Source organism: Bradyrhizobium sp. S69 (genome assembly GCF_009766005.1).
Lineage (GTDB): Bacteria > Pseudomonadota > Alphaproteobacteria > Rhizobiales > Xanthobacteraceae > Bradyrhizobium.
In genome coordinates this window covers 89,556-107,227 of sequence record NZ_LMUK01000032.1, presented here as the reverse complement: position 1 = coordinate 107,227, position 17,672 = coordinate 89,556, and the positions used below count along the sequence as shown (strand labels likewise).

General features: G+C 63.7%; 14 protein-coding genes. 6 read left to right on the top strand and 8 right to left on the bottom strand.

The features are described from left to right. The first annotated feature begins 151 nt into the window (after nt 1–151). Entirely contained in the window at nt 152–2,896 is a 2,745-nt protein-coding gene (gene mutS / locus GSQ88_RS13150; protein ID WP_159008180.1) for a DNA mismatch repair protein MutS, read from the top strand. 98 nt (nt 2,897–2,994) lie between these two features. Here the strand turns inward: mutS and GSQ88_RS13140 are convergent, their stop codons facing one another. The 5 genes from GSQ88_RS13140 to GSQ88_RS13120 all read right to left on the bottom strand — a co-directional run bounded on the left by GSQ88_RS13140 (nt 2,995) and on the right by GSQ88_RS13120 (nt 7,397). Then, complete coding sequence (locus tag GSQ88_RS13140; protein WP_159008179.1) at nt 2,995–3,795, bottom strand: hypothetical protein; 801 nt, start codon at nt 3,793–3,795, stop codon at nt 2,995–2,997. 212 nt (nt 3,796–4,007) lie between these two features. Then, nucleotides 4,008–4,517 carry an OsmC family protein gene (locus GSQ88_RS13135; protein WP_159008178.1) on the bottom strand — a complete coding sequence of 170 codons (510 nt, stop codon included), beginning with the start codon at nt 4,515–4,517 and terminating at the stop codon, nt 4,008–4,010. Between the two features lie 93 nt (nt 4,518–4,610). Further along, nucleotides 4,611–5,396, bottom strand: a complete 786-nt coding sequence (locus GSQ88_RS13130) for an ABC transporter ATP-binding protein (RefSeq protein ID WP_159008177.1) — start codon at nt 5,394–5,396, stop codon at nt 4,611–4,613. Further along, entirely contained in the window at nt 5,396–6,235 is an 840-nt protein-coding gene (locus tag GSQ88_RS13125) for an ABC transporter permease (protein ID WP_159008176.1), read from the bottom strand. The genes GSQ88_RS13130 and GSQ88_RS13125 overlap by 1 nt, the downstream gene beginning before the upstream one ends. Before the next feature lie 187 nt (nt 6,236–6,422). Continuing rightward, nucleotides 6,423–7,397, bottom strand: coding sequence for an aliphatic sulfonate ABC transporter substrate-binding protein (locus GSQ88_RS13120; RefSeq protein WP_159008175.1), 975 nt, complete (start codon nt 7,395–7,397; stop codon nt 6,423–6,425). A gap of 203 nt (nt 7,398–7,600) precedes the next feature. Between GSQ88_RS13120 and GSQ88_RS13115 the strand changes: the two genes are divergently transcribed. From GSQ88_RS13115 to GSQ88_RS13100, 4 genes are all read left to right on the top strand, one after another. Next, the gene (locus GSQ88_RS13115; protein WP_159008174.1) at nt 7,601–10,396 is read left to right on the top strand and encodes a [protein-PII] uridylyltransferase; all 2,796 of its coding nucleotides are present in this window, start codon (nt 7,601–7,603) and stop codon (nt 10,394–10,396) included. A gap of 127 nt (nt 10,397–10,523) precedes the next feature. Beyond that, nucleotides 10,524–10,760 carry a hypothetical protein gene (locus GSQ88_RS13110; RefSeq protein ID WP_159008173.1) on the top strand — a complete coding sequence of 79 codons (237 nt, stop codon included), beginning with the start codon at nt 10,524–10,526 and terminating at the stop codon, nt 10,758–10,760. A 294-nt stretch (nt 10,761–11,054) separates the two neighbouring features. Further along, a complete protein-coding gene (locus GSQ88_RS13105) occupies nt 11,055–11,417 on the top strand; it encodes a DUF1304 domain-containing protein (protein ID WP_174247998.1) in 363 nt (120 codons plus the stop codon). A gap of 148 nt (nt 11,418–11,565) precedes the next feature. Beyond that, nucleotides 11,566–12,792, top strand: a complete 1,227-nt coding sequence (locus GSQ88_RS13100; protein WP_159008172.1) for an ABC transporter substrate-binding protein — start codon at nt 11,566–11,568, stop codon at nt 12,790–12,792. 69 nt (nt 12,793–12,861) lie between these two features. Here GSQ88_RS13100 and GSQ88_RS13095 read toward each other — a convergent pair whose 3' ends face one another. Next, nucleotides 12,862–13,287 (bottom strand): DUF1330 domain-containing protein, encoded by a 426-nt coding sequence (locus GSQ88_RS13095; RefSeq protein ID WP_159008268.1) that lies wholly within the window; start codon nt 13,285–13,287, stop codon nt 12,862–12,864. A 199-nt stretch (nt 13,288–13,486) separates the two neighbouring features. On the opposite strand from GSQ88_RS13095, the gene GSQ88_RS13090 reads away from it, so the two are divergent. Then, complete coding sequence (locus GSQ88_RS13090) at nt 13,487–15,745, top strand: transglycosylase domain-containing protein (protein WP_159008267.1); 2,259 nt, start codon at nt 13,487–13,489, stop codon at nt 15,743–15,745. A 254-nt stretch (nt 15,746–15,999) separates the two neighbouring features. Here GSQ88_RS13090 and GSQ88_RS13085 read toward each other — a convergent pair whose 3' ends face one another. Beyond that, nucleotides 16,000–16,839 carry a M48 family metallopeptidase gene (locus GSQ88_RS13085; RefSeq protein WP_159008171.1) on the bottom strand — a complete coding sequence of 280 codons (840 nt, stop codon included), beginning with the start codon at nt 16,837–16,839 and terminating at the stop codon, nt 16,000–16,002. A 242-nt stretch (nt 16,840–17,081) separates the two neighbouring features. After that, nucleotides 17,082–17,672: polyhydroxyalkanoate depolymerase (phaZ, locus tag GSQ88_RS13080; protein ID WP_159008170.1), on the bottom strand; the 591-nt coding region annotated here is incomplete at its 5' end.

Genomic DNA, 17,672 nt, shown 5'->3' with positions numbered 1-17,672 from the left:
TTTGGTGGAAGGGCGGTCATGCCGGCAAGGCGGAGGTGATCCGCATGGCCCCGCGGCCACACATTAAACGTCACCCACGGGGCGTGGAAAACCCTGAAATCACCGGCAAACCGATAGGATCGGGCGGTGAAATTTTGTAGTTTGCCGCCCGATGACGATCCAGCAATCCATCCCCATGCCCCCAGAGTCCACACCGGCCACGGAAGCGCCTGCCACGGAAGCCCCGGCGCGCGTCACGCCGATGATGGAGCAATACCTCGAGATCAAGGCCGCCCATCCCGGACTGCTGTTGTTCTACCGGATGGGCGATTTCTACGAGCTGTTCTTCGAGGACGCCGAAATCGCCTCCAAAACGCTCGGCATCGTGCTGACCAAGCGCGGCAAGCATCAGGGCCTCGATATCCCGATGTGCGGCGTCCCGGTCGAGCGCTCCGAGGATTATCTGCATCGGCTGATCTCGGCGGGCCATCGAGTCGCGGTGTGCGAGCAGACCGAGAATCCGGCGGCGGCGCGCGCGCGCGGCAACAAGAGCGTGGTGAGCCGCGGCGTGGTCCGGCTGGTGACCCCGGGCACGCTGACCGAAGACACGCTGCTGGATGCCAAGGCCAATAATTATCTGCTGGCGATCGCGCGGGCCCGTGGTTCCTCCGGCGGCGACCGCGTCGGGCTGGCCTGGATCGATATTTCGACCTCCGAATTCATAGTCACGGAATGTCCGACCACGGAACTCGCGGCGACGCTGGCGCGCATCAACCCCAACGAAGTCATCGTCACCGACGCGCTTTACAGCGATGCCGAACTCGGACCGCTGTTGCGCGAACTGCCGGCGGTGACGCCGCTGACGCGGGATTATTTCGACAGCGCCACCGCCGAGCGGCGGCTGTGCGATTATTTTGCGGTCGCCACGATGGACGGCCTTTCCGCGATGTCGCGGCTGGAGGCGACCGCGGCGTCGGCCGCCGTCACCTATATCGACCGCACCCAAGTCGGCAAGCGCCCACCGCTGTCGCCGCCGAGCCGCGAGGCCGCCGGCACCACGATGGCGATCGATCCCGCCACCCGCGCCAATCTCGAACTGACGCGCACACTTTCCGGCGAACGCCGCGGATCGCTGCTCGACGCCATCGACTGCACGGTGACCCCTGCCGGATCGCGCCTGCTCGCGCAACGGCTTGCAGCGCCCCTGACCGACAGCACAGCGATTGCACGGCGGCTCGATGCGATTAGTGCCTTCGTGGCCGACAGCGCCGTGCGCGACCAACTCCGCGGCGTGCTGCGTACCGCGCCGGACATGTCGCGCGCGCTGGCGCGGCTGTCGGTCGGACGCGGCGGCCCGCGCGATCTCGCGGGCTTGCGCGACGGCATCCTCGCCGCCGATGCGGCGCTGGCGCAGCTCGCACGGCTGCAAGCGCCGCCGCAGGAAATCGGCGCGATCATGGAGGCGCTGCGCCAGCCGTCGCGCGATCTGGCGCGCGAATTCGAACGCGCATTGGCCGAGCAATTGCCGCTGATCAAGCGCGACGGCGGTTTTGTCCGCGAGGGTTATGAAGCCGCCCTCGACGAGACGCGCAATCTGCGCGACGCCTCGCGGCTGGTGGTCGCCGCAATGCAGGCGCGTTACGCTGAAGATTGCGGCATCAAGGGCCTGAAGATCCGCCACAACAACGTGCTCGGCTATTTCGTCGAGGTGACGGCGCAGCACGGCGACAAATTGATGACCGCGCCGCTGAATGCGACCTTCATCCATCGCCAGACGCTGGCGGGCCAGGTTCGTTTCACCACCTCCGAACTCGGCGAGATCGAGGCTAAAATTGCCAATGCCGGCGATCGCGCGCTCGGGCTGGAGCTCGAAATCTTCGACCGGCTCAATGCCATGGTCACGGCCGCCAGCGACAATCTGCGTACCGCCGCGCACGCGTTCGCGCTGCTCGATGTTGCGACCGCGCTGGCAAAGCTCGCGATCGACGACAATTATGTGCGGCCCGAGGTCGACGGCTCGCTGGGCTTTGCCATCGAGGGCGGCCGGCATCCGGTGGTCGAGCAGGCGCTCAAGCGCGACGGCCAGCCGTTCATCGCCAATGCCTGCGATTTGTCGCCGGGGCCGGCGCAGAAATCAGGTCAGATCTGGCTGATCACCGGCCCGAACATGGCGGGCAAATCGACCTTCCTGCGGCAGAACGCGCTGATCGCGCTGATGGCGCAGATCGGCAGTTTTGTCCCCGCGGCGCGCGCCCGGATCGGCATCGTCGACCGGCTGTTCTCGCGGGTTGGCGCCGCCGACGATCTGGCGCGCGGCCGTTCCACCTTCATGGTGGAAATGGTGGAAACCGCCGTCATTCTCAACCAGGCCAGCGAACGCTCGCTGGTGATCCTCGACGAGATCGGCCGCGGCACCGCGACCTTCGACGGCCTGTCGATCGCGTGGGCGTCGATCGAGCATCTGCATGAATCAAATCGTTGCCGCGCGCTGTTCGCGACCCACTACCACGAACTCACCGCGCTTTCGGCCAAGCTGCCGCGGCTGTTCAATGCCACGGTGCGGGTCAAGGAATGGCACGGCGATGTGGTGTTCCTGCACGAGGTGCTGCCGGGCTCGGCCGATCGTTCCTACGGCATTCAGGTCGCCAAACTCGCGGGCCTGCCACCGCCGGTGATCGCACGCGCCAAATCGGTGCTGGCCAAACTCGAAGCCCAGGACCGCGGCCAGACCGCCAAGGCGCTGGCCGATGATCTGCCGCTGTTCGCCGTGCCCTCGCGCGCCGCCGCCGAACCCGCGCCACCCAGCGAAGCCGAGCAAATGATGGCAGCCGTGCAGGCGCTTCACCCCGACGAAATGTCGCCGCGCGAGGCGCTCGATGCGTTGTATGCGCTGAAGGCGAAACTGCCGAAGAAGTGACGTTCCTCGTCATTACGAGGCGCGTAGGGTGGGCAAAGCGAAGCGTGCCCACCAATTCGAATGATGGTGGGCACGGCGCAAGAGCGCCTTTGCCCACCCTACATCTTCAACGCCACCTTCCTTCGCCCGCCCCACCACAGCGCCAGATTCCAGCCCACGCACGTCGCCAGCGCGAGGCCGAGGCCGATGGCCGAGCCGAAGTGCAGCACGGCTATATGAAGCACCGCGATGCCGGCCCCAAAGCCGAGCAAGCCCCAGCCTGAATTTGCAACCACCGCCGCGGTCGCGGGGCCGCCGATGCGCGGATGCAGGATCAGCATCATGCTGGAGAACACCACCGGAAACAGCGCGATCATGCCGCTGATGGTGGGGCCGACCCAGCCCGACAGCGTGACCACCGTCGCCACCAGGATCGCGACCAGCGAGGCGCGCAGCGGAATGTCGTACCAGCGCCGGGTGATCAGCGGCATCTTGACGTGCCGATATCGCGCCAGCAGCGGGATGCAGATCGCAAACGCAATCACATTCACGATCAGCCCGCCGATGAGCGACCAATGGATCATGCGCACCCCGAAAGCCAGCGCGATCCAGACCGCGGCCGCGCACGCCCAACTGACAAGCCCGCTATGGCGCTGCGCCAGCACGACATAAACAAGGCCAAGGAAAATCGTGGCGGCGTTGATCGGCAAGCTCGCCAGCGCGCCTTGGGCTACGAACGCCGCGTCGTGATCGAGCGCCAGGAAGACATAAGACGGCCCCGCCGAAATCGGCAAGGTCGCCACCAGCGCGCCGATCACCGGCCCCGAGCGCTCGGTGATGATCGACGCCGACACCACGAACATCGCGGTGATCGCCATGCGCAAGCCGAGCGTCAGGAGGAAGATGAGTTCGGGGGACATGAAGGCTCGGAGCGCTTTCTTACCCTCCCCTGGAGGGGGAGGGTCGGCTCACATGGAGCGCAGCGGAATGTGAGACGGGGTGGGGTGGCGAGGTGATGGTACGAGGCGTCGCCGCTTTAACTGGCTCCACCCCACCCCGCCTCTACCGGACGACGCTGCGCGTCGCCGGGGACGGCGACCCTCCCCCTCCAGGGGAGGGTGAAGGGCAAATCTCACACCCTGTGCATCGATACCGAGACCTTGGGGCCGTTCTTGATGGTCTGGTAGACCACGCAATAGCGCTCGGTGAGTTTCAGCAGGAGATCGAGCTTGTCCTGCGGCGCGTCGGTAGCGACGTCGAAGCGCAGGCGGATTTCGGCGAAGCCGACCGGGGCTTCCTTGTCGACGCCGAGCGTGCCGCGGAAATCGAGATCGCCTTCGGCAATCACGTTGCCCGTTTTGAGCGGAATTTCGATCGCGGTGGCGACCGATTTCAAGGTCACGCCGGCGCAGGCCACCAGCGCTTCGAGCAGCATGTCGCCGGAACACAATTCGAGCCCCGATCCGCCGGTGGCCGGATGCAGGCCGGCGACCGCGAGCGCGCGGCCGGTTTCGACCTTGCAAGCAATGCCCTCGTTGTCGATCGAGCCCTTGGCTTTGAGCGTAATCATCGCGGAGGCCGGATCGGTCTTGTAGCGATCCTTGATCGGGGCCTGGGTGGCGCGGAGTGTGGCGGCGTCCATTGTTGTTTCTCCCGGAGTTTTATGCGCTACCGGATGTAATGGGTCGCGGGGCCCATGTCACCACCAGATGTCACCACGCAACGTCACACATCGTCACCACCACATCGCTTCGCCGGCATTCGATTTCGCCACGCGATCGGGCACGTTGCGGTCCAGCGACCGATCGAGCGCGGTCAGCACCCGGCGTTTGAAATTGCCGAACAATTCGGAAGTGCGGTCGCGCGGCCGCGCCAGATTGATGGTGATCTCCTCAAACAGCCGGCCGGGCCGCGGCCGCATGACAAAGACGCGATCGGCCAGCACCACGGCCTCATCGACGTCATGCGTGACCAGCACCAAAGTGGGCCGGGTGTCGGCCCACAGATCGAGCAGATGATCTTGCAGGTCGCGGCGGGTGAACGCATCGAGCGCGGAGAACGGTTCGTCCAGCAGCAGCACCTCCGGCTGCGGCACCAGCGCGCGGGCGATCGCGACGCGCTGCGCCTGCCCGCCGGACAATTCGCGCGGCCATGCAGTGGCCTTGTCGGCAAGGCCAACCCGCGCCAGCGCGCCTGCGACCTTGTCGCGGCGAAGCGCGCGCGGCAAGTCCGACAGCCCAAAGCCGATATTGTCGGCGACGCTGAGCCAGGGCAGCAACCGTGGCTCCTGAAAGATGATGCCGATCTTGGCGTGCGGCGCCGTGATCGCGACCCCGTCGAGCGTCACGCTGCCCGAAGTGGCGCGGTCGAGACCCGCGATGGCGCGCAGCAAGGTCGACTTGCCGCAGCCGGAACCGCCGATGATGGCGACGATTTCGCCGAGCCTGATCTCGGCCGAAAAGCGCTCCAGCGCGTTGACGCCGTTCGGGTAGATCTTGCTCACGCGATCGAGCACCAGCATCAGGCCGCTCCGCTTTGGCGGCCGAAGGCGTCCTGCCAACGCAACAGTGGTGCAAAGCCGATCTCGATCAGCCAATCGGTGGTCTTGCCGAGCACGGCGAAGATCACGATCGCGGCCAGGATCTGCGCCGGTTTGCCGAGTTGCTGGCCGTCGATCAGCAAATAACCAAGGCCTTCGGACGCGCCCATGAATTCGGCGGCGACGACGAACATCCAGCCCAGCCCAAGACCCACCCGCAGCGCGACGACATAGGCCGGCAACACCGCCGGCAGCAGGATGCGGCGGATCATCGCCGGGCCGCTTAGCCGAAACGTGCGGCCGACCTCGACGATCTTGCGATCGACCGAAAGAATGGCGCCCATCACCCCGAGATAGACCGGGAAAAACACCCCGACCGCGATCAGCGCGACTTTCGAGGTTTCGAAAATGCCGAGCCACAGGATGAACAGCGGCACCCAGGCGATCGATGGGATCGCGCGCAACGCCTGCACGGTCGGATCGAGCAGCCGGCGCGCCAGACCCCAGTAGCCGGAGACGGCGCCGAGCAGCGTGCCCGCGACCACGCCAAGGGCGAAGCCCGCGAACACCCGGCTCAGCGTCGCCACGATATGATGCGTGAGTTCGCCGCTCCGCGCGAGCTCGACGATGGTCGCGAAAATTTTTGATGGCGGCGGCACCAGCCGCCCATTGGAGAGACCGAGCCAGACCATCATTTCCCAGACCAGCGCCACGCCGACCGGCAGCAACAGCCCCAACGCCGGTCGCGCGTAGCGGCGCAGCCGGCTGGACGCGGCGGGTATCACTTCGGTCTGTGCTGGTGCGGACAGTTCAACCGTCATGGCGATAGCCAAACCGCGTCCGGCGAGGGATTGCAAGGTGGTGGAGACATCCTCTCGTCGTCCCGGCGAACGCCGGGACCCATACGCCGTGACGTTCGTGTTTGTGCTCGGTGGTCATGGCCTTCTTTAAACATAGAGGCCAGGGTTATGGGTCCCCGCGTTCGCGGGGACGACGCAGCCCCCTTCCTCAATTCGTCGGCAGTGGAACCTGGTCGTCGATCAGGGCGTCGAGCGTGGCCTTGACGTCGACCTTGGCGTCGATCACGCCGGCCTGCTGCAATGCAATGCCGGCGGCCAGGATGGACTCGCGCTGCGGCGCACCGATCCGGTTATGGCTGAGGTCGGTGCGCTCCTTGAGCTGCTTGTCGACGACGCTGTCCGGCAATTTGGTGACCGCGATAAAAGTCTTCTTCAGGTCGTCGTAATTCACCACCGAATATTTGCGCGCCTCTTCGTAGGTCGCGAGCACGCGGCGAACCACGTCCGGATTATCCTTCAGGAACTGCTCGCGCACATTGAGGATGCCCCAGGTATTGGCCGCCGGATCCCGGAAGAACAGTTTGGCGCCGTCCTCGATCTCGGCCTGCGCCATCATCGGATCGAGCCCCGCCCATGCATCGACGTCGCCGCGGATCAGCGCGGTCTTGCCGTCGGCGTGCTGCAACAGCACCGGCGTGATGTCCTTTTCGGAAAGGCCCGCGCCGAGCAGCGCGCGCACCAGGAAGATGTGCGGATCGGTGCCGCGCGTCACCGCGACGCGCTTACCCCGGAGGTCGGCGACGGTCGCGATCTTGGAGTCCTTGGCGGTGACCAGCGCCGTCCATTCCGGGCGCGAATAGACATAGATCGACTTGATCGGGTTGCCGTTGATCCGGGCCACCAGTGCCGCCGAGCCCGCGGTCGAACCGAAATCGATCGAGCCGGCGTTGAGGAATTCGAGCGCCTTGTTGGAACCGGCCGATTGCACCCAGACGATGCTGATGCCGTCCTTGGCGAATTCCTTTTCCAGCAGGCCCTTCTGCTTGAGGACCAGCGACACCGGATTGTAGGTCGCCCAATCGATGCGAATCTCCTTGAGCGCATCGGCGGCAGAGGCCCCACCGGGCAGCAGCGCCCAGAGCGCGATCGATGCGGCCAAAGCGCGCCGTGAAATTCTGGCCATGGTGAAAGCTCCCTTTTCGGATTCGATCTTAAAACATATTTTATTTCAATGAGTTAGGCGAGTTCGTCAATGAGAAAATACGCACCGTCAGGGCGCGTCGATGAGGACAGCTTTGCTAAAATCGGCGTGAACGCAGCATGTAACAGCTGTTATCGCACAATGGCCCGTGACAGCACCGTTGGCGTCCGATATCGGGGTAGGTCATGGACAGCGTTGTCACCGAGAGCCGCCCTCGCGCGGACGAGCGTTTCGATACCGCGCGGGTTACCGCCGCGCTCGATGCGCTCGCCGAACAACATGCCGGCCGCGAGGATGTGTTTCGCGCCGCGATGGCGCAACTCCTGAAGGCCGAGTTGATCGCGGCCCGCGCGGCGGCGCAGGCGATCTTGCTCAAAGACCGTCACGGCCGGCGCTGCGCGGAACGGCTATGCTTCGTCCAGGACGAGATCATCCGCATCCTCTACGCCGCGGCCACCCGCCATCTCTATCGCTCGCCGATCCCGTCCGGCGCCGAGCGGATGGCCGTGGTCGCCACCGGCGGCTACGGCCGCGGATTGATGGCGCCGGAATCCGACATCGATCTGTTGTTCATCCTGCCCTACAAGCAGACTGCCTGGGGCGAGCAGGTCGCGGAAGCCATCCTGTATTGCCTGTGGGACATGGGATTGAAGGTCGGCCACGCCACGCGCTCGGTCGATGAATCGATCCGGCAGGCCCGCGGCGACATGACGATCCGCACCGCGATCCTCGAGACCCGGTTCCTGACCGGCGACCAGCCGCTCTATAACGAGCTGCTCGAGCGGTTCGACCGCGAGGTGGTGCAGGGCACCGCGGCCGAATTCGTCACCGCCAAGCTCGCCGAACGCGAGGAGCGTCACCGCCGCGCCGGGCAATCGCGCTATCTGGTCGAGCCCAACGTCAAGGACGGCAAGGGCGGCTTGCGCGACCTGCATACGCTGTTCTGGATTGCGAAATACGTCTACCGGGTGCGCGAGACTGACGAACTGCTCGAACGCGGGGTGTTCGACGCCGAGGAATACCGCATCTTCCGCCGCTGTTCGGATTTCCTGTGGTCGGTCCGCTGCAACATCCATTTCTGCACCGGCCGCGCCGAAGAGCGGCTGTCGTTCGACCTGCAGCGCGAGATCGCGGTCCGGCTCGGCTACACCTCGCATCCCGGCATGCAGGATGTCGAACGCTTCATGAAGCACTATTTCCTGATCGCCAAGGACGTCGGCGATCTCACCGCCTTCCTGTGCGCCAAGCTGGAAGACCAGCAGGCCAAGCCGGCGCCGGTGCTGAGCCGCATGATGGCGCGGTTGCGGCCCTCGATCCAACGGCGGCGGGTGCCCGACAGCGACGATTTCATCATCGACAACAACCGCATCAATCTCGCAGCACCCGATGTCTTCAAGCACGATCCGGTCAATCTGATCCGGATCTTTCGGCTGGCGCAGAAAAACAACCTGGCCTTTCATCCCGACGCGATGCGCACGGTGACGCGATCGCTGAAGCTGATCAACACCCAGCTTCGCGAAAATCCGGAAGCCAACCGGCTGTTCATGGAGATTCTGACGTCGAACGACGCCGAGATCGTGCTGCGGCGCATGAACGAGACCGGCGTGCTCGGTCACTTCATTCGCGCCTTCGGCAAGATCGTGTCGATGATGCAGTTCAACATGTACCATCACTATACGGTGGACGAGCATCTGTTGCGCTGCGTCGGCTATTTGCAGGACATCGAACGCGGCGGCAACGAGGAGTTCACCGTCGCCAGCGATCTGATGCGCAAGATCCGCCCCGAGCATCGCGCGGTGATCTACATCACCGTGCTGCTGCACGACATCGCCAAGGGCCGGCCCGAGGATCATTCGATCGCCGGCGCCAAGGTGGCGCGGCGGCTGTGCCCGCGGCTCGGTTTCAATGCCGCCGACACCGAACTGATCGCCTGGCTGATCGAGGAGCATCTGACCATGTCGACGGTGGCGCAATCGCGCGACCTGTCCGACCGCAAGACCATCGAGAATTTTGCCGCCGTGGTGCAATCGGTCGAGCAGATGAAGCTGCTGACGATCCTGACCACCGCCGACATCCGCGGCGTCGGTCCCGGCGTCTGGAACGGCTGGAAGGCGCAACTGTTGCGCACGCTGTATTACGAAACCGAACCGGTGCTGACCGGCGGCTTCTCGGAGGTCAACCGCGCGCAGCGCATCGAGGTGGCGCAGCGGGAATTTCGCGCGGCCTTCACCGAGTGGCCGGAGCCGGAACTCAACGCCTACGTCTCGCGGCATTATCCGGCGTACTGGCTCAAGGTCGAATTGCCGCGCAAGATCCGGCACGCCCGCTTCATCAAGACCAACGAGGAAGCCGGCCACAAGCTTGCGATCAATGTCGGGTTCGACGAAGCGCGCGGCGTCACCGAATTGACCATTCTCGCGGTCGATCACCCCTGGCTGCTGTCGATCATCGCCGGCGCCTGTGCCTCCGCCGGCGCCAACATCGTCGACGCGCAGATCTACACCACGACCGACGGACGCGCGCTCGATACCATCGCGATCACGCGTGAATACGATCGCGACGAGGACGAAGGCCGCCGTGCGACCCGGATCGGCGAAATGATCGAGGACGTGCTGGAAGGCAAATTGCGTTTGCCCGAGGTGGTGGCGCGCCGCGCCGCCAGCCGCGGCAGGACACGGCCGTTCGTGGTCGAACCGGAAGTCATCATCAACAACCAGTGGTCGGATCGCTACACGGTGATCGAGGTGTCAGGCCTCGACCGGCCTGGCCTGCTGTATCAATTGACCACCGCGATCTCGAAACTGAACCTCAACATTGCGTCGGCCCATGTCGCGACCTTCGGCGAGCGCGCCCGCGACGTGTTCTATGTCACCGACCTGCTCGGCGCGCAGATCAACGCGCCGACCCGGCAGGCCGCGATCAAGAGCGCGCTGATCCATCTTTTGGTGAACGACGAAGCCGCGACCCAGCCGGCGGCGTAAGCGACTGAAATTTCATCGATTTCGTCTGCCACTATCGATACACCGGCCCCGTGATTCTACGGCGCTGAAGCTGGCATCCGGCTTGCATATTGCATTGCAACATTAATTGCCGGATTCAGGAGGCCCGATGTTCGTTACGCTTGTTGCCGTTCTCTGCCACGGTTTGGCGGGGTCGCCGAACGCTTGTGTCGAAGAAATCGTCACCGACAGTTCAAAAAGTGACATCAGCTTACAAAGCTGCATGATCCAAGGGCAGATCGGTGTGTCGAAATGGATGTCCGAGCATCCGATCTACCACGCCGACTGGACGCTGGAGCGCTACAAATGCGCCGCCGGCCATTACCAATTGCACGTCAAGGCGTGATCCCAGAGCGGGATGGCTTTTAATTGAGTCGGTCTGGCTCGGTATTTCAGCCACCTCTCCCCGCCGGGGAGAGGTCGATTTGCGCAGCAAATCGGGTGAGGGGCGCTTAACGAGAGGCCGTAACCCCTCACCCCAACCCTCTCCCAACGGGAGAGGGAGCGCGCTCCCGTTGCTGCTATCGCTTGATCTAATCTCATCTCATCAATCCAGCGCGTCGACTTATCTGCTGGCGAACGACGAAGTGCCCGCGCGATAGATCGTGTTAGTGTCCCTCCGAAACCGGGGGGACACGACATGATCTGGATCGCCAATCTGCTGGTGGCGCTGGTCGCCGCATTGCATCTCTACTTCCTGGTGCTGGAGATGTTTCTCTGGACCAAACCGCTCGGCCTGAAGACGTTTCGCAATTCGCCCGAGAAGGCGGCCGACTCCGCCGTGCTCGCCGCCAATCAGGGGCTGTACAACGGCTTTCTCGCTGCGGGGCTGATCTGGGGGCTGGTGCAGCCGGTCCCGGCCTTCGCATTTGAGACCAAGGCGTTCTTTTTGCTGTGCGTGATCGTGGCCGGCATTTACGGCGCCGCCACCGTCAGCCGCAGGATTCTGTTGGTGCAGGCGGCGCCCGCCGCGATCGCGCTCATTCTGCTTTTACTGGCTTAGAAACGCTGATCTTTCCGGCCGGCATGTTCTTGCATTGCCAAATCCGTTCCGCCACACTCGCGGCAGCGATGGCGTCCGGCTGGGGCTGACAAAACCCTTTTCGGAAAAGACCGTCGATACAATCCCGAAAATGTGAGGAAGCAGCGACATGAGGAACGGCCTTTTTCATCTGTTCGCCGGTGCGGCGGTCACGATCGCCCTGTCGGCGTCATCGGCCTACGCGCAAAAGAAATACGATAGCGGCGCGACCGATACCGAAATCAAGATCGGGCAGACCGTGCCGTTCAGCGGGCCGGCCTCGGCCTATGCCAGCATCGGCAAGGCCCAGGCGGCCTATTTCAAGATGATCAACGACCAGGGCGGCGTGAACGGCCGCAAGATCAACCTGATCCAGTATGACGACGCCTATAGCCCGCCCAAGGCGGTCGAGCAGGTGCGCAAGCTGGTCGAGGACGACGAAGTGCTGCTGACCTTCCAGATCATCGGCACGCCTTCCAACGCGGCGGTCCAGAAATACCTCAACGCCAAGAAGGTGCCGCAGATGTTCGCCGCCACCGGCGCATCGAAATTCACCGACCCGAAGAACTTCCCCTGGACGCTCGGCTTCAACCCCAACTACTTCGTCGAGGGCCGAATCTACGGCCAGTACATTCTGAAAGAACATCCCGACGCCAAGGTCGGCGTGCTCTACCAGAACGACGATCTCGGCAAGGACTATTTGAACGGCATCAAAGCCGGACTCGGCGACAAGGCGGCCAAGATGATCGTCGCCGAAGCCTCCTACGAGGTCTCCGACCCGACCATCGATTCCCAGGTGCTCAAGATCAAGGACGCCGGGGCCGATCTGTTCTTCAGCGCGTCAACGCCGAAGCAGGCCGCACAGGCGATCAAGAAAATCGCCGAACTCGGCTGGCATCCGATCCATATCGTCGACATCAACGCCACCTCGGTCGGCGCGGTGTTGCAGCCGGCGGGCCTGGACGCTTCCAAGGGCCTGATCAGCACGAATTACGGCAAGGATCCGGGCGACCCGCAATGGAAGGATGATCCCGGCATGAAGCGTTATCTCGAGTTCATGGCGAAGTACTATCCCGACGGCGACAAGAACTCGAACTTCAACACCTACGGCTATTCGACCTCTCAGTTGATGGTGCATGTGCTCAAGCAGTGCGGCGACGATTTGACCCGCGAAAACGTGCTGAAGCAGGCCACCAACTTGAAGAACGTCGAGCTCGATCTGGCGTTGCCGGGAATCAAGGGCAACACCGCGCCGAACGATTACCGCGTCAACAAGCAGCTTCAGATGATGAAGTTCAACGGCGAGCGCTGGGAATTGTTCGGCCCGATCCTGGAAGATACCGGCGCGGCGGGCTGAGCGGCCTGCATTTCGTTTGAAGCGATGATCGGCGGTCCTGCGGGGCCGCCGATTTGCATTTGCGGACCGCTATTTCGGAATCTCGCCGAACGTCTTGCCGACCGGAAGTGCCGCATGCCGGATCAGGCGCGAATCCTCGACCGCGGCCTGGCGATGCTTCACCGCTTCGCGGTAGACCGGATCGCGGATCATCTCGGCGAAAGCCGCAACGCTCGGATATTCGGCGATGAAGCAATGATCCCAGCGTTCTTCCGAAGGCCCGATCAGCATCAATTCGAACCGCCCCTGCCAGACGATCCGGCCGCCCAGCCGTTCAAACACCGGGCCGCTTTCCCTGCCATAGGCCGCGTAGGCTTCCGCGCCGGTCGCCTGGCGGCCGTCGGGATAGGCGGCCTGCGGCCGTAGCCGGACCAAATTGAGCATGTGAATCGGGCCCGGACGATCATCGGCCCGAAATTGCGCGAACACTTCCTTGGTCGGATCGATATGGCCCATGTCGTGCCTCATTTGCCCCATTCGTAAAGCAATTGTTTTTGACATGCTCTCCGCCGCGCCGCAAATCGGCTATCCTGATACAATTAGCCTGGTTCCACGCACCCGCCGCCGGACCTGCTAATCCCGCATTAACCTCTGCGTAACCGGCCCTTAAACTCCGAACGCTAGCGTGCGCCGAGTTGGCGTGGGCGTTTTTCGGATGGCGTTGGGGCGGAAAAAAAGCAGCGGACGCAAGGAGCCGCTCTTCGGGCTGGCCGCGGCGCTCAGCGATTTGCGCCTTGGTCCCGAAGACCGTATCCCGAGCGCCGACAGCAAACCGAAAAAATCACCCGCCAAAAGCAAGCCCGATGACGACGGCGCCGCGCCTGCGCTCGATCGCAAGCCGCGCACACCCCGCAGTGGCGCCAAGCGCCGATCGAAATCGCGCTTTAGCGTCTCCCGCTTGTTTTATTGGGGCGCGGTACTTGGCCTGTGGGGGATGATCGCGGTCGCCGGCGGCGTCGTCTATGTCGGCGCGCATCTGCCGCCAATCCAGTCGCTGGAAATTCCGAAGCGCCCGCCGACCATCCAGATCACCGGCCTCGACGGCAGCGTGCTGGCGACCCGCGGCGAAATGGCCGGCGCCAATATCGCGCTGAAGGATATGCCGCCTTATCTGCCGAAAGCCTTCATCGCCATCGAAGACCGCCGGTTCTATTCGCATTACGGCGTCGATCCCTGGGGCATTTTGCGCGCGGCGGTCACCAACGTGCTGCATCGCGGCGTCTCGCAAGGCGGCTCGACCTTGACGCAGCAGCTCGCCAAGAACCTGTTCCTGACCCAGGAGCGCACCCTGCAACGCAAATTGCAGGAAGCCGAACTCGCGATCTGGCTGGAGCGCAAGCACTCGAAGGCCGAGATTCTCGAGCTCTATCTCAACCGGGTCTATTTCGGTTCCGGCGCCTATGGCGTCGAGGCGGCGGCGCAGCGCTATTTCGGCAAGTCGGCCAAGAACGTGACGATATCGGAGGCCGCGATGCTGGCCGGCCTCGTCAAATCGCCGTCGCGGCTGGCGCCGAACCGCAATCCCGAAGGTGCCGAAAAGCGCGCGCAGCTCGTGCTCGCCGCGATGACCGATGCGGGCTTCATCACCGAGGCGCAGGCGCAAGCCTCGACCGGGCACGGCTCCTACAATGTGAAGGCGGCGGGCGCCGGCACCGTCAATTACGTCGCCGACTGGATCGGCGAGGTGCTCGACGATTTGGTCGGCCAGATCGATCAGGACATCGTGGTCGAAACCTCGATCGATCCGAAACTGCAAGCCATCGCCGAGGCCTCGGTGATCGACGAACTCGCGGCCAAGAGCGTGAAATTCAATGTCAGCCAGGGCGCGCTGGTGGCGATGACGCCGGACGGCGCGGTGCGCGCGATGGTCGGCGGCCGCAATTATGCCGAGAGCCAGTACAACCGCGCGGTAACCGCGAGGCGGCAGCCGGGTTCCGCGTTCAAGCCGTTCGTCTATCTGACGGCGATCGAGGCCGGGCTGACGCCGGACACCCTCCGGCAGGACGCGCCGCTCAACGTCAAGGGCTGGAAGCCGGAGAATTTCGAGCACCAATATCTCGGCGCGGTCACGCTGACGCAGGCGCTGTCGATGTCGCTCAATACGGTCGCGGTGCGGCTCGGCCTGGAAGTCGGCCCCAACAATGTGGTGCGCACTGCGCACCGGCTCGGCATTGCCTCTAAACTGGAACCCAATGCCTCGATCGCCTTGGGCACCTCGGAAGTCTCGTTGACCGAACTGGTCGGCGCCTATGTGCCGTTCGCCAATGGCGGCCAGGGCGCCTCCCCGCACGTCGTGCTCAAGATCCGCACCAGCGCTGGCAAGGTGCTGTATTCGCGTCCGCCCGACCAGTTGGGCCAGGTGATCGACCCGCGCAATGTCGCGATGATGAACACCATGATGCAGGAGACCCTGCTCAGCGGTACCGCGCACAAGGCCGAGCTGCCGGGCTGGATGGCGGCCGGCAAGACCGGCACCAGTCAGGATTTCCGCGACGCCTGGTTCATCGGCTACACTTCGAAGCTGGTGACCGGCGTCTGGCTCGGCAACGACGACAGCTCGCCGACCAAGAAGGCCACCGGCGGCGGCTTGCCGGTCGAGATCTGGACCCGCTTCATGAAAGCGGCGCATCAAGGCGTGCCGGTCGCAGCCCTGCCGAATTCGCAAGCCCCGGGCTTCTTCTCGAATTTCGCGCAAGCCGCGCCACAACCGCCCAGTGGACCGCAGCCTAGTCCGCAAGTCACGGCATCGCAGATCACCGCGCCATATCCACCACCGGCCTCGGCGTCACTCGCGCCATTGCCGCAAGCCGGTGGATATCGGCCGCCGCCGACGCGCCCCTCGAACTCGTCGCGACCGGAAGCGGCGGCGGGATTGGATGGCTGGCTGGTGCAGCGGTTGTTCGGTGGGAATTGAGCGAGGCGACTTGCCTACCGATTTCCCCGTGGCAGGCAAATATCGAAAACAACCCCATGCAAAGTACAGACTTGGCTTCCCTGCCGACTCCGCCACCGGGTCTCGCCTCCGGCGAGCCCGATGACAGGCTCCAGCGGAGTATCCAGTATGCCGCAGCTTCCAGGTTCAACACCAATGCCCTGGAATACTGATCGCCCGCTTTCGCGGGCGATGACGGTGTCGAGCGTGGTGATGGCCGATGTTACGACAGTACCCTAATCCTGAATCCCGTAACGATGCAGGTCGTTGCCGTGGGTATCGAGCCAGTTCTTGGCGCGTTCGACCGACGGGCACACCTTGGCGACCACGCGCCAGAATCGCGCCGAATGGTTCATCTCGACGAGATGCGCCACTTCATGGGCGGCGAGATAGTCGAGCACGAAGGGCGGCGCCAGGATCAGCCGCCATGAGAACGACAGCGAACCCGCAGCGGTGCAGGAACCCCAGCGGCTCGATTGATCGCGGATCGACACCCGCTTGACCCGGACCCCGAGTTCGCCGGCGTAAGCCAGCGAGGCCTTTTGCAGATCCTTGCGCGCCTCGCGCTTGAGGTAATCATGGACCCGGCGCTCCATGTGCTCCGCACCTCCGGCGACGCAGAGGATCTTCTCGCCGCTGTCGCGCGTTTCGGTCCACACCGTGCCGCGCTCGCTGGCGCGATGCACGATGCGATGCGCAACACCGCGCAATGGAACCTGTGTGCCTGCGACAAACGGCGCGGCCTTCGGAAGACGGCCAAGACGCGCGGCGATCCAGCCGCCATGCAGCCGTGCGAAGTCCTTGGCCTCGGCAATGGTGCCGCGCGGCGGCATGGTGAGGATCGCTTCGCGATCGGTTGGATGAATGCGCAACGTATATCGCCGCGCGCGGCGATGCCGGCGCAGCCTCACCGAGTAGATTTGGGAGCCGTGTTTGACCAAAAGTGTCGAGGGTTCGGCAGGCCGCCGATAGAGGAGCGCGCGAGTAGCCATGTCTGACAGTCCGGGGGGCAGGAGTACGCCCGGATTCTGCCACATCCTCAGCCAGGTAAATCGGCCGGCGCAAAAACAAATCATTTGCCCAATATACAGGGGCTAGCCGCCGATGCTGCCTCTACAGGAAGGGGTCGGAACAAAATTTTCGGGCCGCCAAACCGGGTTCCAAGGCCCCCCAAAGGATGAAATTAAACTCATTCCTTCAGGCGGCGATGAATCCGGATTTCCGTGGTCAATTCAGAGGGTTATTCGCCCAGCCGAATCGGCGCCTACCACCGCGCTTCGCGTCGCAAGCAGGCCAGCGCCTGCTTGAAATCGCGGATTTATTCCGCCGCCACGGCCAATGCGGGCTTCGCAATCGCGGACGACACCATGAAATCGGAAATGCGCGGCACGATTTCAGATTTGAAGCGCGATCCGTTGAACACGCCGTAATGACCGACGCCCTTTTGCACGTAATGCACCCGGAGATGATCGGGAATCGCGCTGCATAGTCCGTGCGTTGCTTCGGTTTGTCCTAGACCGGAGATATCGTCGTTCTCGCCTTCCACCGTCATCAGCGCCACGCGCGTGATCTTCGACGGATCGACCGGCTTGCCGCGATGGGTCATCTCGCCTTTCGGCAGCGCATGCTTGACGAAGACGAGGTCGACGGTCTGCAGATAATACTCCGCGCTCAGATCCATCACCGCGAGATATTCGTCGTAGAAGTCGCGGTGCTTGTCGACCAGGTCGCCGTCGCCCTTCACCAGATTCTTGAACAGGTTCTTGTGGGCGTCGGTGTGGCGGTCGAGGTTCATGCTGATGAAGCCACTGAGCTGCAGGAATCCCGGATAAACGTCGCGCATCACGCCGGGATGCGGGAACGGCACCTTGGTGATGACGTTGCTGCGGAACCAGTCGATGCCGCGCTC